We start from the raw sequence: 24,717 nt of genomic DNA on the forward strand, positions 1-24,717 counted from the left end.
AATTATGTCAGAAGAAAGAGTAGAACCAAAACCGATTGATCTCGGTGAATACAAGTTTGGTTTCCATGACGATGTTGAACCTGTTCTCTCGACAGGGAAAGGGCTGAATGAAGCGGTCATTCGTGAGCTTTCTGCAGCCAAGGATGAACCAGAGTGGATGCTGGATTTCCGCCTCAAATCCTACGAGGCTTTCAAGAAGATGCCGATGCAGACTTGGGGGCCGGATTTGTCAGAAATTAATTTTGATGACTTGATTTATTACCAAAAGGCTTCTGATAAGCCTGCTAGAAGCTGGGATGAAGTGCCTGAGAAGATTAAGGAAACCTTTGAGAAGATTGGGATCCCAGAAGCAGAGAGAGCTTATCTCGCTGGTGCGGCGGCCCAGTATGAATCAGAAGTGGTCTACCACAATATGAAGGAAGAGTTCCAAAAGCTAGGAATCGTTTTCACGGATACCGACTCAGCTCTAAAGGAATATCCAGAGCTCTTCAAGCAGTATTTTGCTAAGCTGGTTCCTCCGACAGATAACAAGCTAGCAGCTCTCAACTCCGCCGTCTGGTCAGGTGGTACCTTCATATATGTTCCAAAAGGTGTCAAGGTAGATGTTCCTTTGCAGACTTATTTCCGGATTAACAATGAAAATTCGGGTCAGTTTGAGCGGACTTTGATTATCGTTGATGAGGGTGCTAGCGTCCATTATGTAGAAGGATGTACTGCTCCGACTTATTCCAGCAATAGCTTGCATGCTGCGATTGTTGAAATTTTTGCCCTCGATGGGGCCTATATGCGCTACACCACTATTCAAAACTGGTCCGATAATGTATACAACCTCGTGACCAAGCGGGCGCGGGCTATGAAAGATGCGACAGTTGAGTGGATTGACGGGAACCTCGGTGCGAAAACGACTATGAAATATCCGTCTGTCTATCTGGATGGACCTGGAGCGCGTGGAACTATGCTTTCCATTGCCTTTGCCAATACCAATCAGCACCAAGATACAGGGGCTAAGATGATTCACAATGCTCCGCATACCAGCTCATCTATCGTGTCTAAGTCTATTGCTAAGGGCGGAGGTAAAGTGGATTACCGCGGTCAAGTGACCTTTGGAAAGAATTCACAGAAATCTGTCAGCCATATTGAGTGTGATACGATTATCATGGATGATATTTCGGCATCAGATACCATTCCCTTTAATGAAATTCATAACTCTCAGGTGGCTCTGGAGCATGAGGCCAAGGTTTCTAAGATTTCCGAAGAGCAGCTCTACTATCTCATGAGCCGTGGCTTGTCCGAATCCGAAGCAACCGAAATGATTGTCATGGGCTTTGTTGAACCTTTCACCAAAGAACTGCCTATGGAGTATGCTGTTGAGCTGAACCGCTTGATCAGCTATGAAATGGAAGGATCAGTTGGGTAAAGCTTCGTCTAAGCGAAATTTTGAATCACTGCTTGAAGACACGCATTGTGAGTTAATATTCAAAGATGTTTGCTAGCTCTAGCCCAACATTTAGAAAACATACAAAACAGCCACGAATCATTTGATTCGCGGCTGTTCTTTATAGTTTCTCGTTGACATAGCGGACGAAGTCATTCCACCAGACCTTGAAGAAGATACTTTTTTCTACCTCTTGGCCTGCCACCATCGTGACAGAAGGCGCTTTGTTTTCCAGATAACCTTGGCCGATTGGCTCAGGGTCGGTATAGGTCAAGGTTCCGAGCTCAGTATTTTTTTTCAGCGGAGCTTGGAAGCCTTTTTCGTTGGTGGAAAATTCCACCTTGTGCTCAGCCTGATTGGCAATGCGTTCAATGATGGTGAAATCCTTGCTGGCGACGGCTGGAACGGTCTTTTGCTTGCCGTCAATAACGGTTGACTTGCTTTTATTGTAGGCTTCCCCCTCAGCCACAATAGTCGTCTGGGTGAAGTTTTGCGAAACATAGTTCATTAAAGACGCTGTGGCTACAAAGCGTGCGTAGGGGTCGCCGTCAGTTTGCTCAACGTCCAGCACAACTGTAATCATGCGGATGCCATTTTCAGTAGTCGTCGCAACAAAGGAAGAGCCCCCCTTATCCGAACTGCCGGCTTTGAGTCCGTCTACACCTGAGCGGAAGTTGGACTGGTTTTCCAACATGAAGTTATAATTTTCCAGACTCGTCCCTGCAATTTTAGCTGTGGACTTGGACGTGATGTCTGTCACTTGAGGGAAGTCCATAATCAGATGCCGGCTGATAACAGCCAAGTCGTAGGCACTGAACTTGTTTTCAGTGTCCTTGCTTTTTTTAGATGTGCTAGCTGAGGCGCTATACTCTGTTTCTTCAGTTGCGTATTCCAGAAGAAGAGTATTCAGCCCTGTGGAGTTCACAATAGTAGCATCTGTGATTCCCCATTCTTTGAGCTTGGCCTTCATCATTTGGACGAAATTTTCTTCGCTGCCTCCAACCTTCTCAGCCAAAGCAATCGTGGCACTGTTGGAGCTGGACATCAAGGACGCGGCAATCAAGTCCTTGACTTTGTAACGTTTGGCTTCCAAAGGGACATTGCTGATATTTGGATTAGATGTTAGATTGTAAGCATAGTCTGAAATATCAACATAGGTATCGGCAGTCAGGTCTCCTCTCTCAATGGCTTCATAGACCAGGTAGATGGTCAAAAGATTGGTGATGGAGCCGACTTCAATTGGAGTATTAGCATCTTTTTCGTAGAGAATCTTTCCGGAAGTAGCGTCCACAGCCATTGCACTCTTAGCGGCAATGTTGAAATCATCTGCTGCAACCTTGCTGGCGGTCATTCCGACCAAAACTAGTAAACATAGGAATAATCGTTTCATTTCTTTCCCCTAAAACAAGATATAACCATTGTATCATAAAATTCTCTTTTCTTTTATAAATCAAGGATAATAAAAGGTTACAAAATAAATGTAGAGAAAAGTAGGGTAATCCCCTTAAAGAGATTTTTTATAAAAGCATCTTTCGGAAAAACTCACAAAATAGAAAAATATTTGAAATAATACAGATATACAAGCTGAAAAATAGAAAATTATTATTTTTCTACATAAAACATTTGTTTTTATAAAAAAATATTGTATAATAATACAATATAAATTGAGAAGGAGAATGCTCATGAAAAAATCTAAATGGTTGGCCATTACTGGACTGACAGTCGTGTCAACACTAATCTTAGCTGCTTGTGGAAGCTCTAGTGCCAGTAATACCTATTCTTATGTCTATTTGAGTGATCCTGATACTTTGGACTATGTCAATTCAAATCGAGCTACTACGTCCGATGTTATTACAAACTTGGTGGACGGCCTTTTAGAAAATGATAAATACGGCAATTTGGTTCCATCTATTGCGGAAGACTGGACTGTTTCAAAGGATGGTTTGACCTATACCTATAAGCTTCGTAAAGATGCTAAGTGGTACACATCAGATGGTGAAGAATATGCAGAGGTTAAAGCACAAGACTTTGTAGCAGGTTTGAAGCACGCGGCAGATGAAAATTCTGAAGCTCTTCCTATCGTCCAAAGCTCTATCAAAGGCTTGGATGCCTATGTCAAAGGAGAGTCTAAAGACTTCTCAACAGTTGGAGTAAAAGCAGTTGATGACCACACGGTCGAATACACGCTCAACCAGCCAGAAAGCTACTGGAACTCTAAGACGACCATGGGGATTCTGTTCCCCATCAATGAGGATTTCTTGAAGTCACAAGGCAAAGATTTTGGTACCGTAAAACCTTCTTCCATTCTTTATAACGGACCTTATGTTCTGAAAGCATTCACTTCTAAGTCTGTCATTGAATATGCTAAAAACCAGAACTATTGGGATAAGGACAATGTCAAGGTTGAAAATATAAAACTGACTTATTTTGATGGTTCGGATCAGGAATCCTTGATCCGCAACTTCTCAGACGGGGCTTATTCTCAAGCACGGCTTTACCCTACGAGCTCTAACTATGCTTCTGTAGAAAAGCAGTACAAAGACAATATTATTTACACACCACAGAATTCAACTAGTTTCTATTTTGCTTTCAATCTGAATCGTAAGACTTATAATCATTCGTCTAAGACATCAGATGCTCAAAAGGCATCAACTACAGCTGCTATTCAAAATAAAGACTTCCGTCAGGCGATTAACTTTGCCTTTGACCGGACATCTTTTGGAGCTCAGATGAATGGTAAAGATGGGGCGACTAAACTCATCCGTAGCTTACTTGTTCCTCCTAGCTTCGTGCAGGTTGATGGCAAAGACTTTTCAGATGTAGTAGAGAGCAAACTTCCTACATACGGTGATGAGTGGAGCGGTGTCAAACTGACAGATGCCCAAGACAGCATCTACAATGCTGACAAGGCCAAGGCTGAGTTTGCTAAGGCTAAGGAAGCCTTGCAAGCAGAAGGTGTTGAATTCCCTATCCATATTGATGTTCCTGTGGATCAGACTGACAAAGTCTTAGTGCAGCGGACTAACTCTTTCAAACAGTCTGTTGAAGCAGCACTCGGTCAGGACAATGTCGTCATTGATGTTCAGCAAATGTCTACAGATGACTTTGATAACTCTGCCTACTTTGCAGAAACAGCAGCTCAGAAGGACTACGACCTCAACATGTCTGGCTGGTCAGCAGACTACCAAGATCCATCAACTTATCTGAATATTTTCAACCCAGAAACGGGTGACGCTACAGATAATATTGGTTTAGAAAAAGGGAAAAATGCTGATGTTGCAAATAAAGTTGGCTTGAACGAATACAAAGAGTTATTGGATGAGGCTGATAAGGAAAAACAAGATACCAATGCTCGTTATACTAAATACGCAGCAGCTCAGGCTTGGCTGACAGATAGCTCCATTGTTATTCCCGGTGTTTCTGGCGGTGGTTCACCAGTTGTTCAAAAGGTCGTGCCATTTACCAAGTCTTACTCTTATGTCGGAATCAAAGGAGATGTCTATGTCTTTAAGAACATGGAGCTCCAAAATGATATTGTGACAGCTAAAGACTACGAAGCGGCTCTTAAGAAATGGGAAAAAGAAAAGGAAGCATCCAATAAAAAAGCCCAAGAAGAGCTAGAAAAACATATCAAATAAGATTTTGAACAGCAAAAGTTTGTCTCTTTGTGGCTGTCCTGAATCAAGTTATTTAGTTGAGAGAACATTTTGTTCTCTCTTTTTATGTTCGTCTCCATTGCATTGAAGCGTTTACATCCTGTCGCAGAAGTGCTATAATGAAAGTAATCTTAATGAAAACTGGAGGAAGTTTATGAAAACATCTAAGTTAGCTGCAGCGACTGGGCTTGTCATTCTCTCTGCAGGAATTTTGGCTGCCTGTTCGTTTGGCGGCTCCAATTCATCTGGGAAAAACTATAGTTATGTTTATACGGCAGATCCAGATACGCTGGATTACACAGTGTCCAATAAACGGGCAACCAATGAGATTATGGCTAATGTAGTAGATGGTTTGCTGGAAAGCGATAAGTATGGTAACTTAGTTCCCTCTTTGGCAGAAGATTGGACGGTTTCAAAAGATGGTCTGACCTATACTTATAAGCTTCGTAAGGGAGTGAAATGGTATACTTCTGATGGTGAAGAATATGCAGATGTGACTGCTAAGGACTTTGTGACCAGTCTGAAGCATGCCGCAGACAGCAAGTCTGATGGTCTCTATATCGTTCAAAAATCCATTAAAGGCTTGGACGACTATGTCAATGGTAAAATAACTGACTTCTCCCAAGTTGGTGTTAAGGCGGTGGATGATTCTACTGTTCAGTATACTTTGAATCAGCCAGAAAGTTTCTGGAATTCTAAGACAACCATGGGGATTCTTTTCCCAATCAATGAAGAATTTCTGAAATCAAAAGGTGACAAATTTGCTCAGGGAACGGATCCGACCAGTGTCCTCTATAACGGTCCGTTTATCTTGAAATCTATCACTTCGAAATCTCAAATTAGCTTAGAGAAGAATCCTAACTATTGGGATAAGGAAAAGGTGAAAATTGATACTGTAAAATTCTCTTACTACGATGGTCAAGATACAGAGTCTCTGGTGCGTGGCTTCTCTGACGGCAACTACACCATTGCCCGTCTTTTCCCAAATAGCTCCAACTTTGCCAGTGTGAAGAAACAGTATGGTGATAATATCGTCTACACTCCTCAAGGTTCAGGAACCTTCTTTGTTACAACTAATATCGACCGTCAGTCTTACGAGCATACTTCTAAGACAACGGATGCACAGAAATCGTCCACTAAGAAAGCACTGCTCAATAAAGATTTCCGTCAGGCTCTGCTTTTTGCCTTTGACCGTACTGCCTATTCTGCCCAAACCAATGGCGAAGAAGCAGCAGACAAGCAACTTCGTAATACCTTTGTTCCGCCAACCTTTGTTCAAGCTAATGGTAAAGAGTTCGGCAGCATTGTAGAAGAAAATCTAGCTAGCTACGGTGATGAGTGGAAGGGAGTCAAATTAGACGACGCTCAGGATGGCTTTTATAATCCAGAAAAAGCTAAGGCAGAATTTGCCAAAGCTAAAGAAGCGCTGCAGGCAGAAGGAGTGGAATTCCCTATTCATCTGGATATTCCGGTCAGCTCAGCAGATACCAATGGTGTTAAGAGTGTTCAGTCACTGAAGCAGTCTATTGAAGCCAACCTTGGCTCTGACAATGTGGTGATTGATATTCAGCAGATGACAGATGATGACTTGAATAACATCACCTACTTTGCGACCTCAGCATCTCAAGAAGACTGGGACTTGAATAATAATCTTGGCTGGAGCCCAGATTATAACGATCCTTCTTCTTATCTGGAAATCACTGGATCTAAGACTGGTGAAAATGTTGACAGCTACTTTGGTTTTGATCCTGGTACAGACAATGCAGCAGCTAAAGAGGCTGGCTTTGAAGAGTATGATAAGCTCTTGGAAGACGCTGCTTCAGAAAACGAGGATATTAACAAACGTTACGAAAAATATGCGGCAGCTCAGGCTTGGCTGACAGACAGTGCTCTGTTGATGCCAGCTTGGTCATCTGGTGCAACACCAAGTGTCCGTAAGGTTGTTCCATTCTCAGGACCATTTGCTTGGACTGGAAACAAGGGTGAATACAGCTTTAAATATGTTGAAATCCAAGATAAACCAATAACGACTAAAGAATATGAAAAAGCGCGTGAAAAATGGGCAAAAGAAAAGGAAGAATCCAATAAAAAAGCTCAAGAAGAACTCGCAGAACATATCAAATAAAGCAAGAAAATCCCATTGTAGCAACAGTGGGATTTTTGATGATTTTTGAAGACGAAATGGGTCAGCTTGAGGTTGTCCAGTCCTAGATGACAGACATGCGGGAAACCTAATTGCATAAACATCTGAGGGTGTTAGCGAGCTAACTTAATATTCTGAAAATTTATTTTACTTTTAGTACTATCTATGCTATAATCTTAATTAAATCTAAAAATCTAAAAGATGGAGAAACCCATATGAAACAAAGCAAAGTCCTTGCGCTAGCAGGAGTTACTCTTCTTGCAGCTGGCTTTCTTGCAGCTTGCTCAGGCTCTAAGCCAAACACAAAGTCAGGCAGTTCAAATACTTCAAACACCTTAAATACCTTTAATTATATTTACGAGACAGAACCTGAAAACTTGAACTATCTCACTTCAAGTAAGGCTGCTACAACAGACTTGACAGCCAATGTCATTGACGGTCTTTTAGAAAATGACCAATATGGAAACCTGATTCCATCAATGGCAGAAGATTGGACCGTATCTCCGGATGGGAAAACCTACACTTACAAGCTTCGCAAAGACGCTAAGTGGTATACTTCTGAAGGTGAAGAGTACGCAGATGTTACAGCGGAAGACTTTGTTACAGGTCTCAAGTATGCAGCAGATAATAAATCTGAAACAATCTACTTGGTTGAGGATTCTGTTAAAGGACTTAAAGACTATATTTCTGGGAAGATAGATTTCTCAGAAGTAGGAATCAAAGCGATTGATGATTATACGGTTGAGTATACTCTCAATGAGCCTGAAAGCTTCTGGAACTCTAAGACTACAATGGGAATTCTATACCCAGTAAACAAAGAGTTTTTGGAAAACCAAGGTGATAAGTTCGCTCAAGCAACTGATCCAACTAGCTTACTTTACAACGGACCTTTCTTGCTCAAATCATTGACTTCAAAATCTGAAATCCAATTTGAGAAGAATCCTAATTATTGGGATAAAGAAAATGTTCACGTAGATACAGTTAAACTCTCTTTCTATGATGGACAAGATCAAGGAAAACCTGCTGAGCAGTTCAGCCAAGGCGCTTTGTCAATAGCGAAGCTCTTTCCAACAAGTCCGACTTATGAAAAGGTAGAAAAAGATTTTAAAGATAATATCGTCTATACACCGCAGGATGCTTCAACTTTCTTAGTAGGTACAAACATTGATCGCCAGTCTTATAATCATACTGCAAAGACATCAGAAACTCAAAAAACTTCAACAAAGAAAGCCTTGCTTAACAAAGACTTCCGTCAGTCATTAACTTTTGCTTTCAATCGTGAGTCCTATGCATCACAGACTAATGGTAAGGACGGAGCAGATAAACTCCTTCGTAACCTTTACATCCCACCAACCTTTGTGCAGGCTGGTGATAAGTCCTTTGGTGACCTGGTTAAGGAAAAAGTCGTTACCTATGGGGAAGAATGGAAAGATGTAGACTTCTCAGATGGTCAAGATGGTTTTTATAATGAAAAGAAAGCTAAGGCAGAATTTGCTAAAGCAAAAGAAGCTTTGAAAGCTGAAGGCGTAGAATTCCCAATCCATTTGGATATTCCGGTTGATCAAACAGCTACTTCTAAGGTACAACGTGTTCAATCTCTCAAGCAGTCTATTGAAAAGACCTTAGGGAAAGATAATGTTGTGATTGATGTTCACCAATTATCTAAAGATGAAGTGACCAATATTACTTTGTTTGCACCTTCTGCTGCTGAAGAAGACTGGGATATTTCAGATAATGTCGGATGGACTCCGGACTATCAAGATCCATCTACTTATCTAGATGTCATCAAACCTGGTGGTGAAAACACTAAGACTTTCTTAGGTTTTGATGGCACAGAAAATGCTGCGGCGAAAAAGGTTGGCTTGGATGAATATGCTAAGCTGGTGGACGAAGCAGGTGCAGAAAAGCAAGATCTGAATAAACGCTATGAAAAATATGCAGCAGCTCAGGCTTGGTTAACTGATAGTGCCTTGCTGATTCCAGTAACTTCTAAAACAGGACGTCCAATCTTGACTAAGGTGGTACCATTCTCAGCTCCATTTGCATGGTCTGGTGCTAAGGCGCGTGATGCAGCAAGTTATAAGTATATGAAATTGCAGGATGAGCCTGTAACGACAAAAGATTATAATAGCGCTCAGGAAAAATGGAATAAAGAACGTGCGGAATCTAATAAAAAAGCTCAAGAAGAATTAGCAGACCACGTGAAATAAGCTTGCTAAGAGAACTTTCTCTAATAGAGGAGAAAGTTCTTTTGGAATTTAAAGGAAACGATAAATGAAAAAATATATTTTTATGCGTATCTTACGCTCAATTGTGTCGATTTTCTTGGTGACGACCCTGACTTATGCCATTATCTATACTATGGTGCCAAGAAGGTTGATTTTCAAGCAGGATCCCAACTATAATAAAATAGCGACCAATAAAGATAAAAAGACTAACTATGAAAACACCATCTTTGAGCGGATGGGTTACATTGACTATTATGATACTAAGAAACTGCAGGATAAAGCCAGTAAGGAAGATTCTTCTGTTACCACAGAAGCTACTGAAGCAAACGAGAAGATTTATCAGAAGTATGTTGATAAACTTGGTAATGGTTGGAAATTGAAGAAATTCCCACTGAGCGGAGAATTCTACGCTGTGCGTGAAGTACCTGTGTATGAACGTGTCTTCGAGTTCTATGCTAATTTGATTCAAATTGACCATCCAAATGTTATCCAAGATGAGGAAAATCCAAACCTAGAGCGTTATATCCGGTTTGAAAATGATCCTTCTGTCGGCTGGTCTCTTGTAGGTTCAGGTACCAAGCATAAGTATTTGCTTTACTTTAATGGTCAGTTCCCATTTGTTCATCAGAACTTTATTACCTTTAATTTAGGGAATTCTTATCCAACCTATGCTAATATCCCTGTACTGCAGGTTATTACACAAGGGCAAGGACAAACTAAATCTTCCGAAGTCCAATTCCCAACAGGTAAAAAGACATCGTCTGTTAACATTTACTCTCGTACCTATAAGACACCAAGCAAAGCCGATTCACAGGACATTGCTAAGTTTGGTAAGGGAGATGCTTATACAGCGACTCAAAGCAACTATCAAAATCCATCCATGATTACCAGCTCAGCTATTATTGGTTTGATTGGTGTGGCTCTGTCTTATCTGATTGCTATTCCACTCGGTTCTTACATGGCTCGACTCAAGAATACATGGTTTGATAGCATTTCTACAGCGGGCTTGACCTTTATGATGTCACTGCCAACCATCGCCTTGGTCTACATCGTCCGTTTGGCGGGCTCTGCTGTTGGTCTTCCAGACTCCTTCCCAATCTTGGGAGCGGGAGATTGGCGTTCTTATGTCCTTCCAGCTGTTATTTTAGGGCTTTTGAGTGCTCCTTGGACAGCTGTTTGGATTCGCCGGTATATGATTGACCTTCAGTCTCAGGACTTTGTCCGCTTTGCGCGTGCTAAGGGTCTCTCAGAAAAAGAAATTTCTAACAAGCACATTTTTAAAAACGCTATGGTGCCGCTGGTATCTAGTATCCCAGCTTCAATTGTCGGAGTTATTTCCGGTGCAACCTTGACAGAAACAGTCTTTGCTTTCCCTGGTATGGGTAAGATGTTGATTGATTCCGTTAAGGCATCTAATAACTCTATGGTTGTTGGTCTTGTATTCATCTTCACATGTCTGTCTATCTTTGCACTCTTGCTGGGTGACATTCTGATGACAGTACTGGACCCACGTATCAAGTTAACATCAAAAGGAGGTAAATAATGGCTACAATTGATAAAAGCAAATTCCAATTTGTCAAACGTGACGATTTTGCCTCTGAAACGATTGATGCTCCAGCCTATTCTTACTGGAAGTCAGTCATGCGTCAATTTCTGAAAAAGAAATCAACCATTACCATGCTGGGGATTCTGATTGCCATTATTCTTATGAGTTTCATTTATCCTATGTTTTCAAACTTCGACTTTAATGACGTGAGCAAGGTAAATGATTTTAGCATGCGTTATATCAAGCCAAGTGGTCAATACTGGTTTGGAACGGATAGTAATGGTAAGTCTCTCTTTGACGGTGTTTGGTTTGGTGCCCGTAACTCTATTCTTATTTCGATTATTGCGACGGTTATTAATCTGGCTATCGGAGTTATCATTGGCGGTATCTGGGGAATTTCCAAAACAGTTGACCGTGTCATGATGGAAATCTACAATATCATTTCAAATATCCCAGCCCTCTTGATTGTCATTGTTTTGACCTACTCTATCGGTGCTGGTTTCTGGAATCTGATTTTTGCCATGACGATTACGGGATGGGTCGGTATTGCCTACACTATCCGTGTGCAGATTATGCGCTATCGGGATTTGGAGTACAACCTTGCCTCTCGTACCCTTGGTACACCGACTCTCAAGATTGTTACGAAGAACATTATGCCGCAGTTGGTATCTGTTATCGTGACCACCACTTCGCAAATGTTGCCAAGCTTTATCTCTTACGAAGCCTTTCTGTCCTTCTTTGGATTAGGACTTCCTGTAACAGTGCCAAGTTTGGGACGCTTGATTTCAGATTATTCTCAAAATGTGACGACGAATGCCTACCTCTTTTGGATTCCACTCACAACTCTGATTTTGGTATCCCTTACTTTCTTCGTAGTTGGTCAAAACTTAGCCGACGCCAGCGATCCACGTACACATAGATAGGAGTAAATATGACAAAGAATGAAAATGTAATATTGACTGCTCGCGATATTGTCGTGGAATTTGATGTTCGCGACCGAGTTTTAACAGCCATTCGCGGAGTCTCTCTGGACTTGATTGAAGGTGAAGTACTGGCTATTGTTGGTGAATCTGGTTCAGGTAAGTCTGTCTTAACCAAGACCTTTACGGGTATGTTAGAAGAAAACGGCCGTGTAGCTAAAGGAACCATTGACTACCGCGGTAAAGATTTGACAACTCTTCGGAGTAATAAGGATTGGGAGCCGATTCGCGGTGCAAAAATTGCGACTATCTTCCAAGATCCGATGACGAGCTTGGATCCCATTAATACGATTGGAAGCCAGATTACAGAAGTCATTATCAAGCACCAAGGAAAATCAGCCAAAGAGGCTAAAAAAATGGCCATTGATTACATGAGTAAGGTCGGGATTCCAGATGCGGAAAAACGTTTCGAAGAATATCCTTTCCAATACTCAGGTGGTATGCGTCAGCGGATTGTTATTGCTATTGCCTTGGCTTGCCGCCCTGATATTCTTATCTGTGATGAGCCGACAACGGCCCTCGATGTAACAATTCAAGCGCAAATCATTGACTTGCTCAAATCCTTGCAGCAAGAATATCATTTCACAACCATCTTTATTACGCACGACCTTGGTGTTGTGGCTAGTATTGCAGATAAGGTTGCGGTCATGTATGCCGGTGAGATTGTAGAATACGGTACAGTTGAAGAAATCTTCTATGAGCCAAAACATCCTTATACATGGAGCTTGCTATCCAGCTTGCCTCAGTTGGCAGATGCAAATGGTGCTCTTTACTCGATTCCTGGAACTCCGCCGTCACTTTATTCACCAATCAAAGGGGATGCCTTTGCTTTGCGTTCTGACTATGCCATGTCAATTGACTTTGAAGAAGAAGCACCGGCTTTCAATGTTTCAGATACTCATTGGGCAAAGACTTGGTTGCTACACGAAGATGCGCCTAAGGTTGATAAACCAGAGATTATCGAAAATCTACATGAAAAAATTCGTTCAAAAATGGGCTTCAATCAATTAGAAGCTTAGGAGGAAGGAAATGACTGAAAAATTAGTTGAAATTAAAGATTTAGAAATTTCCTTCGGCGAAGGAAGTAAGAAATTTGTAGCAGTAAAAAACGCAAATTTCTTCATTAACAAGGGAGAAACTTTCTCTCTTGTAGGAGAATCAGGCTCTGGTAAGACTACTATTGGTCGAGCTATTATCGGCCTTAATGATACCAGTTCAGGTGATATCTTCTACGAAGGCAAAAAGATTAATGGTAAAAAGTCAAAAGCAGAAGAAGCGGACTTGATTCGCAAGATTCAGATGATTTTCCAAGACCCAGCAGCTAGCCTGAATGAACGTGCAACAGTTGACTATATCATATCTGAGGGTCTTTATAATTACCATTTGTTTGATAGTGAAGAAGACCGTCAAAGAAAAGTCAAAGATATCATCAATGAAGTCGGTTTGTTGGCCGAGCATTTAACTCGCTATCCTCACGAATTCTCTGGTGGACAGCGTCAGCGGATTGGGATTGCTCGTGCTTTGGTCATGCAACCAGACTTTGTGATTGCTGATGAGCCGATTTCAGCCTTGGATGTATCTGTTCGGGCTCAGGTCTTGAATCTTTTGAAAAAATTCCAAAAAGAGTTGGGTTTGACATATCTTTTTATTGCCCATGACCTTTCGGTAGTTCGTTTTATTTCTGATCGTATCGCCGTGATTTACAAAGGTGTCATTGTAGAAGTGGCTGAGACAGAGGAATTGTTCAACCATCCTGTCCACCCCTATACACAATCCTTGCTCTCGGCTGTTCCAATACCAGACCCAATCTTAGAGCGCAAGAAAGTGTTGAAGGTCTATGATCCTGACCAGCACGATTATTCTGTTGATAAACCAGAAATGGCAGAGATTCGTCCGGGACATTATGTCTGGGCTAATAAAGCTGAACTCGAAAAGTATAAGAAAGCAAAACAATAAAAAAGAAAAGCCTCTTTAGGCTTTTCTTTTTTATTGATTAAGGTTAAATATACTTGTATTATTCGAATGGGATCATTGAGATTTGTCTTCGAAAAATGCACTGTAAAGTGCACGAATGGCAGCTTTTTCTTGATTTTTTTCAACAACAAACATGATGGATACTTCGCTTGAGCCTTGGGACATCATTTGAATGTTGATGTTATTTTCTGAAAGAGCTTTGGTTGCAGTGGCAGTTACACCAATATGACTTTTCATTTTTTCGCCGACAATCATGATAATGGAAAGGTTGTGTTCGATTTCTGCATGATCAACCTCTGCTTTTTGGACAAGCTGGCGAAGGATCTCTTCCTCTTTGATAGGAGTTAGTTCGCGCTCGCGCAAGATAATGGAAAGGTCATCAATTCCTGTAGGCATGTGCTCCCAACCAATATTCAGGTCTTCGAGAATTTGAAGGACGCGTCTACCAAAGCCGATTTCTCTATTCATCAGGTACTTGGACATGTTAATGCTGACAAATCCTGCATCTCCAGCAATTCCAACGACCGGGAGGTGGTCCTTACTGTGTTTATGAACAATTTGAGTTCCAGGATGTTCAGGATTATTAGTATTTTTAATAACTAAAGGAATTTTGCCGCGGTATGCTGGAAGCAGAGCCTCGTCATGGAGAACAGTAAAGCCAGCGTAGGCCAATTCACGCATTTCACGATAGGTTAGCTCGGGAATGGAATGCGGTTTGTGGACAATGCCGGGATGGGCAGCAAAGATGCCATCAACATCAGTAAAGTTTTCATAAATGTCTGCTTTGACACCCGCAGCAATGATAGAACCTGTAATATCAGAACCACCACGGGAGAAAGTACAGATTTGGCCATCTTGTGTAACACCAAAGAAACCAGGGATAACTAGAACTTCATCAGAATTATTAAGTTCTTCAATTTTATCATAGCTGGAAGGAAGAATTCTTGCATTGCCAGGCTCACTGGAAACGACGAGTCCTGCTTCTCTCGGATGCACGTAGCTAGCTGGAACACCATTTTGACTGAAATAAGCTGCAATTAATTTGGCATTGTTGTTTTCTCCTGCAGCAAGAAAAGTATCATAAAGAAATGCATTATCTTCAATTGGCAAAGTTGCAAGGCTTGTGATACTTTTGGAAATTTTCTCCAGAACTTTTGGTTTCAAACCTAGTTCTGCCACCATATCTGCATAGCGATTGATAATCCACTGTTGGTTTGGTGTGACATCATTTCCTGCTATGTACTCTCGGTAATATTTAATCAGAGCATCAGTTACTTTGATATCGTCATCATGGCGTTTTCCTGGCGCTGATACTACAACAAATCGACGTTCAGGATCAGATTTGACGATATTCAAAACTTTTTCTAATTGAGTCGCAGAAGCCAGTGAACTTCCACCAAATTTTACAACTTTCATTGGTTCTCCTATCTTATTTTAAAAATTATAACAAAATTCTGAAAATTATTCAAACGCTGTTTTTATACTATTTTTATCCAAATTATTACTTTCACACTTCAAATTTGAAGACCATCTAATTTTTCCCATTTTTTATTTCCTTTCTTTTATATTTTATGATAAAATATAAGTTGTATATAATTTGAACATCAAATTATTTAAGAATAAAATAAAACGACTGATTTGAGATTGGGTCGGGAATGGAGCTGAAATGACATTTAATGGAATTCTCTATCATGTAGCAGATGAGGTGGCAACGATTACTTTTAATCGTCCTGAAGTTTCAAATGGCTTTAATATCCCTATGTGTGAGGAAATTATAGAGGCTATTGAACTTGCTGCTAAGGATGAGTCCGTCAAATTTTTAGTTATCAATGCAAATGGTAAGGTTTTTTCAGTGGGCGGGGATTTGGCTGAGATGCAGAGAGCTGTCAGTGATGATGATGTCCAATCCTTGGTGAAAATCGCAGAACTGGTGAACGATATTTCTTTTGCTATGAAACGTCTTCCTAAGCCTGTCATCATGAGTGTTGATGGCCCAGTTGCTGGTGCGGCTGCTAATATGGTCGTTGCAGCAGATTTCTGTATTGCCACTGAAAAATCCCGCTTCATTCAGGCCTTTGTTGGGGTTGGTCTGGCGCCAGATGCTGGCGGTCTTTACTTACTGACTCGTGCTATCGGGGTGACTCGTGCGACCCATCTGGTTATGACTGGGGAAGCTCTGACTGCAGAGAAAGCTCTGGATTACGGCTTGCTTTATAAAGTCTGTGAAGCAGAAAAGTTGGAAAAAACAACGGAACAGTTGCTGAAGAAGCTGAAACGTGGCTCTCTAAATTCTTACAGAGCAATGAAAGAAATGGTTTGGAAGAGTCTGTTCAGTGGCTGGTCTGAGTATGCAGAGCTAGAGTTGGAACTACAGAAATCGCTGGCTTTCACAGAAGATTTCAAAGAGGGAGTTCGGGCACACTCTGAGAAGCGTCGTCCAAATTTCACAGGTAAATAATATATTGGTTCAAGGTTGCTTAATTTGCAAGTTGTTTACGAAAATATTTGAAAATCAAATTAATTTTCAAAAAAGCTTGCAAATTACTTTTCTATCTGATAAAATTTGATTGTCAAAGTATTTTCTTAAGGAGGGTTGGTTTTGAATTTTCAGTTAGTAAATGATTACTTAACGTCTATTTTCAATAATGTCTTGGTTATTGAAGAATCGAGCCTAAGAAGCAGTCGCTTCAACGACGTCTCCATTAAGGAAATGCATACGATAGATGTCATTGGCACAACGCCAAATGCTACTCCAAGTGATATATCACGAGAACTGATGGTTACTTTGGGAACTGTTACGACCAGTTTGAATAATCTGGAGCGTAAGGGTTATATTGAGCGGCGTCGGTCGGAAGTTGACCGTCGTGTGGTGCATCTGAATTTGACAAAGAATGGGCGGCTTTTGTATCGTCTTCACAAGCGATTCCACAACCGTATGGTCATGCAGGTAGTGGATGGGATGAGTCCAGAAGAGAGACAAGTGATGCAAAAGGGCCTGCAAAATTTATATAGTTTCCTAGAGGATTTGAAATAATGAACTATGCTAAGATTAGCCAAGCGGCTCATTATGCTCCCCGTCAGGTTGTCAGTAATGATGATCTAGCAGAGATTATGGATACCAGTGATGAGTGGATTTCAAGTCGAACTGGGATTAAAAAACGCCATTTATCGTCAGATGAAACGACCAGTGATTTAGCGACAAAAGTAGCAGAGAATTTGCTGCAAAAGTCGGGAATTTCTGCTCAAGACCTAGATTTTATCATTGTTGCTACCATTACACCTGATTCTTTAATGCCTTCAACGGCTGCGAGAGTACAGGCCAACATCGGTGCTAACAATGCCTTTGCCTTTGATCTGACAGCGGCCTGCAGTGGTTTTATCTTCGCCTTATCGACTGGAGAAAAATTAATTTCTTCAGGTCGTTATCAAAAAGGTCTGGTTATAGGAAGTGAGACGCTCTCTAAGACTGTAGATTGGTCGGATCGTTCAACGGCTGTTCTCTTTGGAGATGGCGCTGGCGGTGTCCTGTTGGAAAGTGCTTCAGAACAGCATTTTTTGGCAGAAAGTCAGTTTACGGACGGATCTCGCGGAGATAGTCTGACCTGCGGAAAAATTGGTTTGTCTTCACCTTTTTCTGAAAAGGGTGAGAATCAGCCTTATCTGACAATGGACGGTCGAGCTATTTTTGATTTTGCTATTCGTGATGTTGCTCGTTCTATCAAAGAAACCATTGAAAGCAGTCAGCTTTTAGCGGAAGATTTGGATTTTCTGTTGTTGCATCAGGCCAATATCCGTATTTTGGATAAAATGGCTAAGAAGCTTGGTGTTGCGCGGGAGAAGCTTCCAGCCAATATGATGGAATATGGTAATACTAGTGCAGCTAGCATCCCGATTTTATTATCTGAGTGTGTGGAGCAAGGACTAATCAAACTGAACGGAAATCAGACAATTTTGATGTCAGGTTTTGGTGGAGGTTTGACATGGGGCACGCTTATTGTTACAATTTAGTTAATCAAGTGGAAACACATGATAAAAAATATTTTATTTTTAAAGGAGTCTATCCATGGCAGTATTTGAAAAAGTACAAGAAATTATCGTTGAAGAACTTGGCAAAGAGCCATCAGAAGTTACTCTTGAGTCAACTTTCGATGATCTTGAAGCAGATTCATTGGACTTGTTCCAAGTGATTTCAGAAATTGAAGATGCATTTGACATCCAAATCGAAACTGAAGAAGGTTTGAACACAGTTGGTGATTTGGTTGCTTATGTAGAAGAAAAAACTAAATAAGCAAGTAACTGAGAGTATCGAAAGATATTCTCTCTTGTTTAGGTAATAGTTTGACTGTCAAAGTAAAGAAAATACATCTAGCGTGTGGTAGTTTGAGATCAAGCTATTACTTAAGCAATGATAAAAGGAAGGTATTATGCAAACACGTATTACAGAATTATTGAACATTGATTATCCTATTTTCCAAGGCGGAATGGCCTGGGTTGCTGACGGTGACTTGGCTGGCGCAGTTTCAAAAGCTGGCGGTCTTGGTATCATCGGTGGCGGAAATGCACCTAAGGAAGTGGTAAAGGCTAATATTGACAAGATTAAGTCTTTAACAGACCGTCCTTTCGGGGTTAACATCATGCTCCTGTCTCCTTTTGCGGACGACATTGTGGATCTCGTCATTGAAGAGGGAGTAAAAGTAGTAACCACTGGTGCGGGTAATCCAAGCAAGCACATGGCTCGTTTCCATGAAGCGGGAATTACAGTTATCCCTGTAGTTCCAAGTGTGGCCTTGGCTAAGCGGATGGAAAAAATCGGTGCGGATGCGGTCATTGCAGAAGGTATGGAAGCCGGTGGCCACATCGGGAAATTGACTACCATGTCCTTGGTTCGTCAGGTTGCAGAAGCAGTTAGCATTCCGGTTATTGCTGCAGGTGGTATTGCAGACGGTTCTGGTGCTGCAGCTGGCTTTATGCTGGGAGCAGAGGCCGTTCAGGTCGGAACTCGCTTTGTCGTTGCTAAGGAATCTAATGCTCATCAGAACTACAAGAATATGATTTTGAAGGCTCGCGATATTGATACGACTATCTCTGCCCAGCATTTTGGTCATGCGGTTCGTGCTATCAAGAATAAGCTGACGCGTGATTTCGAAAAGGCAGAAAAAGAAGCCTTCAAGCAAGAAAATCCAGATTTGACTGTTTTTGAAAATCTTGGAGCTGGTGCTTTGGCCAATGCGGTTGTTCGCGGAGATGTGGAAAATGGTTCCGTCATGTCTGGTCAAATTGCTGGTTTAATCAGTAAGGAAGAGACAGTCGAAGAGATCCTCAAAGATATCTACTATGGTGCTGCTGAGAAGATTCAGCAGGAAGCAAAACGTTGGGCAGGAGTAACTAGAAATGACTAAAAGAGCCTTTCTCTTTGCCGGTCAGGGAGCGCAGTACCTTGGAATGGGGCGTGAGCTTTATGATCAGTATGAGCTTGTGCGGTCAACTTTTGATGAAGCTAGCCAAGTTCTAGGCTATGATGTCCGAGCTTTGATCGATCAAGATGAAGAAAAGCTCAATCAAACTCGCTACACGCAACCGGCTATTTTAACAACTTCAGTAGCTATTTATCGGCTCTTGGCTGATAAGGGAATCGAGCCTGATATGGTAGCAGGTCTCTCGCTTGGAGAATATTCTGCTTTGGTGGCTGCGGGCGCCCTTGATTTTAAGACGGCAGTGGCCTTGGTTGCTAAGCGCGGTAGCTTCATGGAAGAGGCTGCTCCAGCTGGCTCTGGAAAAATGGTCGCTGTTTTAAATGCAGAGGTTTCTCTCATTGAAGCGGTCTGTCAAGAAGCAAGTGCTATTGGTGTAGTCTCACCGGCCAACTATAATACGCCTAGTCAGATTGTTATCGGAGGAGAAGTGGCAGCAGTGGATAAGGCTGTGGAGCTTTTGAAAGATGCAGGCGTCAAGCGCTTAATTCCTCTCAATGTATCCGGACCTTTCCATACAGCGCTTTTAAAGCCAGCCAGCGAACGATTGGCAGAAGTCTTGGAAACAGTTGAGTTTTCAGATTTTGTACGGCCATTAGTCGGAAATACTGAAGCAACTGTGATGGAAAAAGAAAGAGTCAAAGAGCTTTTGACTCGTCAGGTAATGGAGCCAGTGCGCTTTTATGACAGCATTGCTACAATGCAGAAAGCTGGTGTGACTGAATTTATCGAAATCGGTCCTGGCAAAGTTCTGTCTGGTTTTATTAAGAAAATTGATAAATCTGCAGATGTACGCCAAGTTGAAGATGTAGAAAGTTTGAATGCTCTTCTAGAAAAATAATGAGGAATCATCATGGAATTACAAAACAAGAATGTGTTAATTACAGGGTCCGCTCGTGGGATTGGGCTGGCAATTGCGCATAAATTTGCCAGTGTCGGAGCCAATGTTATCTTAAACGGACTAAGCGGGATTTCTGATGATATTTTGGCTGAATTTGCCGGCTATTCTGGTAAAGTCGTAGCTGTTATTGGGGATGTGTCTAAATCTGCGGATGCTCAGCGGATAGTGGAAGAAGCTGTTGCGGCTCTGGGGTCTGTTGATGTATTGGTCAATAATGCTGGTATTACCCGTGATAAGCTCATGCTGAAAATGACGGAAGAAGATTTTGAGCAGGTGCTGAAAGTGAACTTGACTGGAACATTCAATATGACACAATCAGTCCTGAAACCGATGACAAAAGCTCGTCAGGGTGCTATTATCAACCTATCGAGTGTCGTTGGTTTAGCTGGAAATATCGGTCAGGCAAACTATGCAGCTTCCAAGGCCGGTCTGATTGGTTTTTCTAAGTCAGTAGCCCGTGAAGTGGCAGCGCGTAATATCCGTGTGAACTGCATTGCCCCTGGCTTTATCGCATCTGATATGACAGATGTGCTCCCAGAAAAAATTAAGGAAGCGTCTCTGGCGCTCATTCCGATGAAGCGTTTTGGTACTCCGGAAGAAGTAGCAGATGTTGCTCTCTTCTTGGCGGGTCAAGAATATCTGACGGGTCAAGTCATCACGATTGATGGCGGCTTTACTATGCAGTAAGTCACAGTTTTTAAATATTAACGAGTAGAAAATCAGTTGATTCATCTAAATAAAGGAGCTCAATATGAAACTTAATCGAGTTGTTGTAACAGGATACGGTTTAACTTCACCTATCGGGAATACTCCAGAAGAATTCTGGAATAATTTAAAAGAAGGCAATATTGGAATCGGTCCAATTACTAAATTTGATCATAGTGAATACAGTGTTCACAATGCGGCGGAAATTCAGGATTTCCCTTTTGATAAATACTTTGTCAAAAAGGATACCAATCGTTATGATAATTACACACTTTATGCGATTTATGCTTCTCAAGAAGCGGTCAACAATGCTCACTTAGATGTAGATGCGTTGGATAAGGATCGCTTTGGTGTCATCGTTGCCTCAGGTATCGGTGGGATTCAGGAAATTGAAGAGCAGGTTGTTCGCTTGCATGAAAAAGGTCCTAAACGTATCAAACCTTTGACCTTGCCAAAAGCCCTGCCAAATATGGGGGCAGGAAATGTAGCGATGCGCTTTGGAGCCAATGGTATCTGTAAGTCTGTCAATACGGCCTGTGCCTCAGCAAACGATGCGATTGGTGAAGCTTTCCGCTCAATTAAATTTGGCTATCAAGATGTGATGCTGGTTGGTGGTTCAGAAGCTTCTATTACACCATTTGCGATTGCTGGTTTCCAAGCTCTGACTGCTCTTTCTACCACAGAAGATCCTAAGCGTGCTTCTATTCCGTTTGACAAGGACCGCAATGGCTTTGTCATGGGTGAAGGTTCTGGTATGCTGGTTCTGGAAAGCTTGGAACATGCTGAGAAGCGCGGAGCGACTATCTTGGCTGAGGTGGTAGGATACGGTCATACTTGTGACGCTTACCATATGACTTCTCCGCATCCAGAAGGTTTGGGCGCTATCAAGGCGATTAAACAGGCGGTTGAAGAAGCTGAAATTGAGCCGAAAGATGTAGCTTATGTCAATGCTCATGGTACATCAACTCCTGCTAACGAAAAAGGCGAAAGCGGAGCCATTGTTTCTGTCTTTGGTAAAGATGTAGCGGTGTCTTCTACTAAATCCTTTACAGGACATCTGCTCGGTGCAGCGGGCGCGGTTGAGGCTATTGCGACGATTGAAGCAATGCGTCATAGCTATGTGCCAAAAACAGCTGGTACAAGAGAGCTGCCAGACTATATTGAAGCCAACGTTATTTACGGTCAAGGTAAGGAACAGGAAATCCCTTATGCGATTTCCAATACATTTGGCTTTGGCGGCCACAATGCAGTTCTTGCCTTTAAACGCTGGGAGGCTTAAAAACCTATGAATATCAACGAAATTAAAGATTTAATGGCGCAGTTTGACAAGTCTAGTCTGCGTGAGTTTTCTTACAAAAATCAGAGCGATGAGCTGACTTTTAGTAAGAATGAAGGTCAGGCTGCAGTTCCAACAGCAAGTTCAGCTCCAATTGCTGCACCTTTGCAGGCTGCGAGTGCGCCTGTGATTGAGCCAACTCCTCAAGCAGCTCCGTCTGTAGAGCCAGAAACAGCTTCAGAAGCTCCGGCACCTGCTGCTGAAGGTGATGTTGTGGAAAGCCCTTTGGTTGGTGTGGCTTACTTAGCAGCTGGTCCAGACAAGCCGCCGTTTGTATCAGTTGGAGACCAAGTTAAAAAAGGTCAAACCCTGATGATTATTGAAGCAATGAAGGTCATGAATGAAGTTCCAGCACCTAAAGATGGTCTAGTTACAGAAATTCTAGTTCAGAATGAAGAAATGGTTGAATTTGGGAAAGGGCTGGTACGCATCAAATGATTGATATCAATGCAATAAAAGAAGCACTTCCTCATCGCTACCCAATGCTTTTGGTGGATCGTGTTTTGGAAGTTAGCGAAGATGAGATTGTTGCTCTGAAAAATGTGACAGTCAATGAGCCTTTCTTTAACGGGCATTTCCCTCAATATCCTGTTATGCCAGGTGTCTTGATCATGGAAGCTCTAGCTCAAACAGCCGGCGTGCTGGAATTGTCCAAAGAAGAAAATAAGGGCAAACTGGTCTTCTATGCTGGCATGGACAAGGTTAAGTTCAAGAAGCAAGTTGTACCAGGTGATCAGCTGATTATGACAGCTAAGTTTGTCAAGCGCCGCGGAACGATTGCGGTTGTAGAGGCGAAAGCAGAAGTTGATGGAAAACTTGCAGCCAGCGGTACCTTGACCTTTGCGATTGGCCAGTAGATAAAAGGAGCTTTCACCATGTTTCGTAAAATTTTAATTGCTAACCGTGGGGAAATTGCGGTCAGAATTATTCGTGCAGCTCGCGAGTTGGGAATTGATACGGTAGCTGTTTATTCAACAGCTGACAAGGAAGCACTCCATACCTTACTGGCTGATGAGGCAGTCTGTATCGGTCCAGCCAAGTCCACTGATTCTTATCTAAATATGAACGCAGTCCTGTCTGCTGCTGTTCTGACAGGTGCAGAAGCCATTCATCCTGGTTTTGGTTTTTTGAGCGAAAACTCTAAATTTGCGACCATGTGCGAAGAGGTTGGCATTAAGTTTATTGGGCCTTCAGGTGCTGTTATGGACATGATGGGGGACAAGATTAATGCTCGGGCTCAGATGATTAAGGCGAAAGTGCCAGTTATCCCAGGTTCTGATGGAGAAGTTCATACCTCAGAAGAAGCTTTGGAAGTCGCCGAAAAGATTGGTTATCCAGTCATGCTTAAAGCTTCTGCTGGCGGCGGCGGCAAGGGCATTCGTAAGGTTGAAAAGGCTGAGGATTTAGTAGCGGCCTTTGAGTCTGCATCTAGCGAAGCCAAAGCAGCCTTTGGGAATGGTGCCATGTATATGGAGCGAGTCATCTATCCAGCGCGCCATATTGAAGTGCAGATCTTGGCAGATCAGCAGGGGCATGTGGTTCACTTGGGCGAGCGGGATTGCTCTTTGCAGCGTAATAATCAAAAAGTGCTTGAAGAAAGTCCATCTGTGGCGATTGGGAAAACCTTGCGTCAGCAGATTGGTGAAGCAGCTGTTCGGGCTGCTCAGTCTGTCGGCTATGAAAATGCTGGTACAATTGAGTTTCTTCTCGATGAGGCCAAGGGTGAATTCTACTTTATGGAGATGAACACTCGGGTGCAGGTTGAGCATCCAGTCACCGAGTTTGTTACCGGTGTGGATATTGTAAAAGAGCAAATTAAGATCGCAAACGGTCAAGAGCTGTCCTTCGGCCAGGATGATGTTGAAATCCGAGGGCATGCGATTGAGTGTCGGATCAATGCTGAAAATCCAGCCTTTAACTTTGCGCCGAGTCCAGGTAAGATTTCAAATGTTTATCTGCCAAGCGGTGGAGTGGGGCTGCGCGTGGATTCAGCCGTCTATCCTGGCTACACCATCCCCCCTTACTACGATAGCATGATTGCGAAGATAATTGTTCATGGGGAAAATCGCTTTGATGCTTTGATGAAGATGCAGCGTGCACTCTATGAACTAGAAATTGACGGTGTTGTGACCAACAGCGGCTTCCAACTGGACTTAATCTCAGATCCTAATGTAATTGCTGGTGATTATGACACAGCCTTTCTCATGGAGAAGTTCCTTCCGGCTTATCAAGAGAAACAATAGATGAGACATGTAAGAGCTGCTCTGTAAACTAAAAAGACGGCGGCTCTTGCAGTTTGATGTGCCTGAGTATAAAATCTTGAAAAGGAGAAGACGTAAACG

21 protein-coding genes are annotated in these 24,717 nt (G+C 42.2%); 19 read left to right on the top strand and 2 right to left on the bottom strand.

Translation table 11 applies throughout. The features are described 5' to 3' along the window. The first annotated feature begins 4 nt into the window (after nucleotides 1-4). Nucleotides 5-1,417, top strand: a complete 1,413-nt coding sequence (sufB, locus tag AX677_RS06820) for a Fe-S cluster assembly protein SufB (protein WP_002893631.1) — start codon at nucleotides 5-7, stop codon at nucleotides 1,415-1,417. Between the two features lie 139 nt (nucleotides 1,418-1,556). Here the strand turns inward: sufB and pbp3 are convergent, their stop codons facing one another. Continuing rightward, entirely contained in the window at nucleotides 1,557-2,825 is a 1,269-nt protein-coding gene (gene pbp3 / locus AX677_RS06825; RefSeq protein WP_060976604.1) for a D-alanyl-D-alanine carboxypeptidase PBP3, read from the bottom strand. Between the two features lie 292 nt (nucleotides 2,826-3,117). Between pbp3 and AX677_RS06830 the strand changes: the two genes are divergently transcribed. From AX677_RS06830 to AX677_RS06860, 7 genes are all read left to right on the top strand, one after another. Further along, complete coding sequence (locus AX677_RS06830) at nucleotides 3,118-5,073, top strand: peptide ABC transporter substrate-binding protein (RefSeq protein WP_060976605.1); 1,956 nt, start codon at nucleotides 3,118-3,120, stop codon at nucleotides 5,071-5,073. A gap of 172 nt (nucleotides 5,074-5,245) precedes the next feature. Beyond that, entirely contained in the window at nucleotides 5,246-7,216 is a 1,971-nt protein-coding gene (locus AX677_RS06835; protein ID WP_060976606.1) for a peptide ABC transporter substrate-binding protein, read from the top strand. A 233-nt stretch (nucleotides 7,217-7,449) separates the two neighbouring features. After that, complete coding sequence (locus tag AX677_RS06840; protein WP_060976607.1) at nucleotides 7,450-9,444, top strand: peptide ABC transporter substrate-binding protein; 1,995 nt, start codon at nucleotides 7,450-7,452, stop codon at nucleotides 9,442-9,444. A 64-nt stretch (nucleotides 9,445-9,508) separates the two neighbouring features. Next, the gene (locus AX677_RS06845; RefSeq protein WP_060976608.1) at nucleotides 9,509-11,005 is read left to right on the top strand and encodes an ABC transporter permease; all 1,497 of its coding nucleotides are present in this window, start codon (nucleotides 9,509-9,511) and stop codon (nucleotides 11,003-11,005) included. Next, the gene (oppC, locus tag AX677_RS06850; RefSeq protein WP_002908085.1) at nucleotides 11,005-11,931 is read left to right on the top strand and encodes an oligopeptide ABC transporter permease OppC; all 927 of its coding nucleotides are present in this window, start codon (nucleotides 11,005-11,007) and stop codon (nucleotides 11,929-11,931) included. The genes AX677_RS06845 and oppC overlap by 1 nt, the downstream gene beginning before the upstream one ends. A gap of 8 nt (nucleotides 11,932-11,939) precedes the next feature. Next, a complete protein-coding gene (locus AX677_RS06855) occupies nucleotides 11,940-13,007 on the top strand; it encodes an ABC transporter ATP-binding protein (protein ID WP_002898856.1) in 1,068 nt (355 codons plus the stop codon). A gap of 10 nt (nucleotides 13,008-13,017) precedes the next feature. Next, nucleotides 13,018-13,944, top strand: coding sequence for an ATP-binding cassette domain-containing protein (locus AX677_RS06860; RefSeq protein ID WP_060976609.1), 927 nt, complete (start codon nucleotides 13,018-13,020; stop codon nucleotides 13,942-13,944). 72 nt (nucleotides 13,945-14,016) lie between these two features. On the opposite strand, the gene AX677_RS06865 is transcribed toward AX677_RS06860, so the two are convergent. Then, nucleotides 14,017-15,378 (bottom strand): aspartate kinase, encoded by a 1,362-nt coding sequence (locus tag AX677_RS06865; RefSeq protein WP_060976610.1) that lies wholly within the window; start codon nucleotides 15,376-15,378, stop codon nucleotides 14,017-14,019. A gap of 250 nt (nucleotides 15,379-15,628) precedes the next feature. Here AX677_RS06865 and AX677_RS06870 point away from each other — a divergent pair, with 250 nt between their 5' ends. From AX677_RS06870 to AX677_RS06920, 11 genes are all read left to right on the top strand, one after another. Further along, nucleotides 15,629-16,420 (top strand): enoyl-CoA hydratase, encoded by a 792-nt coding sequence (locus AX677_RS06870; protein ID WP_060976611.1) that lies wholly within the window; start codon nucleotides 15,629-15,631, stop codon nucleotides 16,418-16,420. A gap of 141 nt (nucleotides 16,421-16,561) precedes the next feature. Further along, complete coding sequence (locus AX677_RS06875; RefSeq protein WP_002901186.1) at nucleotides 16,562-16,996, top strand: MarR family winged helix-turn-helix transcriptional regulator; 435 nt, start codon at nucleotides 16,562-16,564, stop codon at nucleotides 16,994-16,996. Next, nucleotides 16,996-17,970: a beta-ketoacyl-ACP synthase III gene (locus AX677_RS06880; protein WP_060976612.1), complete on the top strand. Its 975-nt coding sequence runs from the start codon at nucleotides 16,996-16,998 to the stop codon at nucleotides 17,968-17,970. Before AX677_RS06875 ends, AX677_RS06880 begins: the two co-directional genes overlap by 1 nt. A 55-nt stretch (nucleotides 17,971-18,025) precedes the next feature. Then, nucleotides 18,026-18,250, top strand: a complete 225-nt coding sequence (locus tag AX677_RS06885; RefSeq protein WP_002893611.1) for an acyl carrier protein — start codon at nucleotides 18,026-18,028, stop codon at nucleotides 18,248-18,250. Nucleotides 18,251-18,386: 136 nt separating this feature from the next. Then, a complete protein-coding gene (gene fabK, locus AX677_RS06890; RefSeq protein WP_002893610.1) occupies nucleotides 18,387-19,361 on the top strand; it encodes an enoyl-[acyl-carrier-protein] reductase FabK in 975 nt (324 codons plus the stop codon). Continuing rightward, on the top strand, nucleotides 19,354-20,274 hold the full coding sequence (fabD, locus tag AX677_RS06895; RefSeq protein ID WP_002922212.1) for an ACP S-malonyltransferase: 921 nt from the start codon (nucleotides 19,354-19,356) through the stop codon (nucleotides 20,272-20,274). The genes fabK and fabD overlap by 8 nt, the downstream gene beginning before the upstream one ends. A gap of 12 nt (nucleotides 20,275-20,286) precedes the next feature. Next, a complete protein-coding gene (fabG, locus tag AX677_RS06900; RefSeq protein ID WP_002893608.1) occupies nucleotides 20,287-21,021 on the top strand; it encodes a 3-oxoacyl-[acyl-carrier-protein] reductase in 735 nt (244 codons plus the stop codon). 64 nt (nucleotides 21,022-21,085) lie between these two features. Next, nucleotides 21,086-22,318, top strand: a complete 1,233-nt coding sequence (gene fabF, locus AX677_RS06905) for a beta-ketoacyl-ACP synthase II (RefSeq protein WP_060976613.1) — start codon at nucleotides 21,086-21,088, stop codon at nucleotides 22,316-22,318. A 6-nt stretch (nucleotides 22,319-22,324) separates the two neighbouring features. Further along, nucleotides 22,325-22,813: an acetyl-CoA carboxylase biotin carboxyl carrier protein gene (gene accB / locus AX677_RS06910; protein ID WP_060976614.1), complete on the top strand. Its 489-nt coding sequence runs from the start codon at nucleotides 22,325-22,327 to the stop codon at nucleotides 22,811-22,813. Beyond that, complete coding sequence (gene fabZ, locus AX677_RS06915; RefSeq protein WP_002896886.1) at nucleotides 22,810-23,232, top strand: 3-hydroxyacyl-ACP dehydratase FabZ; 423 nt, start codon at nucleotides 22,810-22,812, stop codon at nucleotides 23,230-23,232. The genes accB and fabZ overlap by 4 nt, the downstream gene beginning before the upstream one ends. An 18-nt stretch (nucleotides 23,233-23,250) precedes the next feature. After that, nucleotides 23,251-24,618 (top strand): acetyl-CoA carboxylase biotin carboxylase subunit, encoded by a 1,368-nt coding sequence (locus tag AX677_RS06920; protein WP_060976615.1) that lies wholly within the window; start codon nucleotides 23,251-23,253, stop codon nucleotides 24,616-24,618. Nucleotides 24,619-24,717 lie beyond the last annotated feature (99 nt).

The sequence above is a fragment of the Streptococcus sp. CCH8-C6 genome, assembly GCF_001557225.1.
Taxonomy (GTDB): domain Bacteria; phylum Bacillota; class Bacilli; order Lactobacillales; family Streptococcaceae; genus Streptococcus; species Streptococcus sanguinis_C.

Excerpts from the sequence above, each read along its gene's own strand:
- sufB (WP_002893631.1), top strand. The coding sequence starts at position 5 with ATGTCAGAAGAAAGAGTAGAACCAAAACCGATTGATCTCGGTGAATAC.
- pbp3 (WP_060976604.1), bottom strand. The coding sequence starts at position 2,825 with ATGAAACGATTATTCCTATGTTTACTAGTTTTGGTCGGAATGACCGCC.
- AX677_RS06830 (WP_060976605.1), top strand. The coding sequence starts at position 3,118 with ATGAAAAAATCTAAATGGTTGGCCATTACTGGACTGACAGTCGTGTCA.
- AX677_RS06835 (WP_060976606.1), top strand. The coding sequence starts at position 5,246 with ATGAAAACATCTAAGTTAGCTGCAGCGACTGGGCTTGTCATTCTCTCT.
- AX677_RS06840 (WP_060976607.1), top strand. The coding sequence starts at position 7,450 with ATGAAACAAAGCAAAGTCCTTGCGCTAGCAGGAGTTACTCTTCTTGCA.
- AX677_RS06845 (WP_060976608.1), top strand. The coding sequence starts at position 9,509 with ATGAAAAAATATATTTTTATGCGTATCTTACGCTCAATTGTGTCGATT.
- oppC (WP_002908085.1), top strand. The coding sequence starts at position 11,005 with ATGGCTACAATTGATAAAAGCAAATTCCAATTTGTCAAACGTGACGAT.
- AX677_RS06855 (WP_002898856.1), top strand. The coding sequence starts at position 11,940 with ATGACAAAGAATGAAAATGTAATATTGACTGCTCGCGATATTGTCGTG.
- AX677_RS06860 (WP_060976609.1), top strand. The coding sequence starts at position 13,018 with ATGACTGAAAAATTAGTTGAAATTAAAGATTTAGAAATTTCCTTCGGC.
- AX677_RS06865 (WP_060976610.1), bottom strand. The coding sequence starts at position 15,378 with ATGAAAGTTGTAAAATTTGGTGGAAGTTCACTGGCTTCTGCGACTCAA.
- AX677_RS06870 (WP_060976611.1), top strand. The coding sequence starts at position 15,629 with ATGACATTTAATGGAATTCTCTATCATGTAGCAGATGAGGTGGCAACG.
- AX677_RS06880 (WP_060976612.1), top strand. The coding sequence starts at position 16,996 with ATGAACTATGCTAAGATTAGCCAAGCGGCTCATTATGCTCCCCGTCAG.
- AX677_RS06885 (WP_002893611.1), top strand. The coding sequence starts at position 18,026 with ATGGCAGTATTTGAAAAAGTACAAGAAATTATCGTTGAAGAACTTGGC.
- fabK (WP_002893610.1), top strand. The coding sequence starts at position 18,387 with ATGCAAACACGTATTACAGAATTATTGAACATTGATTATCCTATTTTC.
- fabD (WP_002922212.1), top strand. The coding sequence starts at position 19,354 with ATGACTAAAAGAGCCTTTCTCTTTGCCGGTCAGGGAGCGCAGTACCTT.
- fabG (WP_002893608.1), top strand. The coding sequence starts at position 20,287 with ATGGAATTACAAAACAAGAATGTGTTAATTACAGGGTCCGCTCGTGGG.
- fabF (WP_060976613.1), top strand. The coding sequence starts at position 21,086 with ATGAAACTTAATCGAGTTGTTGTAACAGGATACGGTTTAACTTCACCT.
- accB (WP_060976614.1), top strand. The coding sequence starts at position 22,325 with ATGAATATCAACGAAATTAAAGATTTAATGGCGCAGTTTGACAAGTCT.
- fabZ (WP_002896886.1), top strand. The coding sequence starts at position 22,810 with ATGATTGATATCAATGCAATAAAAGAAGCACTTCCTCATCGCTACCCA.
- AX677_RS06920 (WP_060976615.1), top strand. The coding sequence starts at position 23,251 with ATGTTTCGTAAAATTTTAATTGCTAACCGTGGGGAAATTGCGGTCAGA.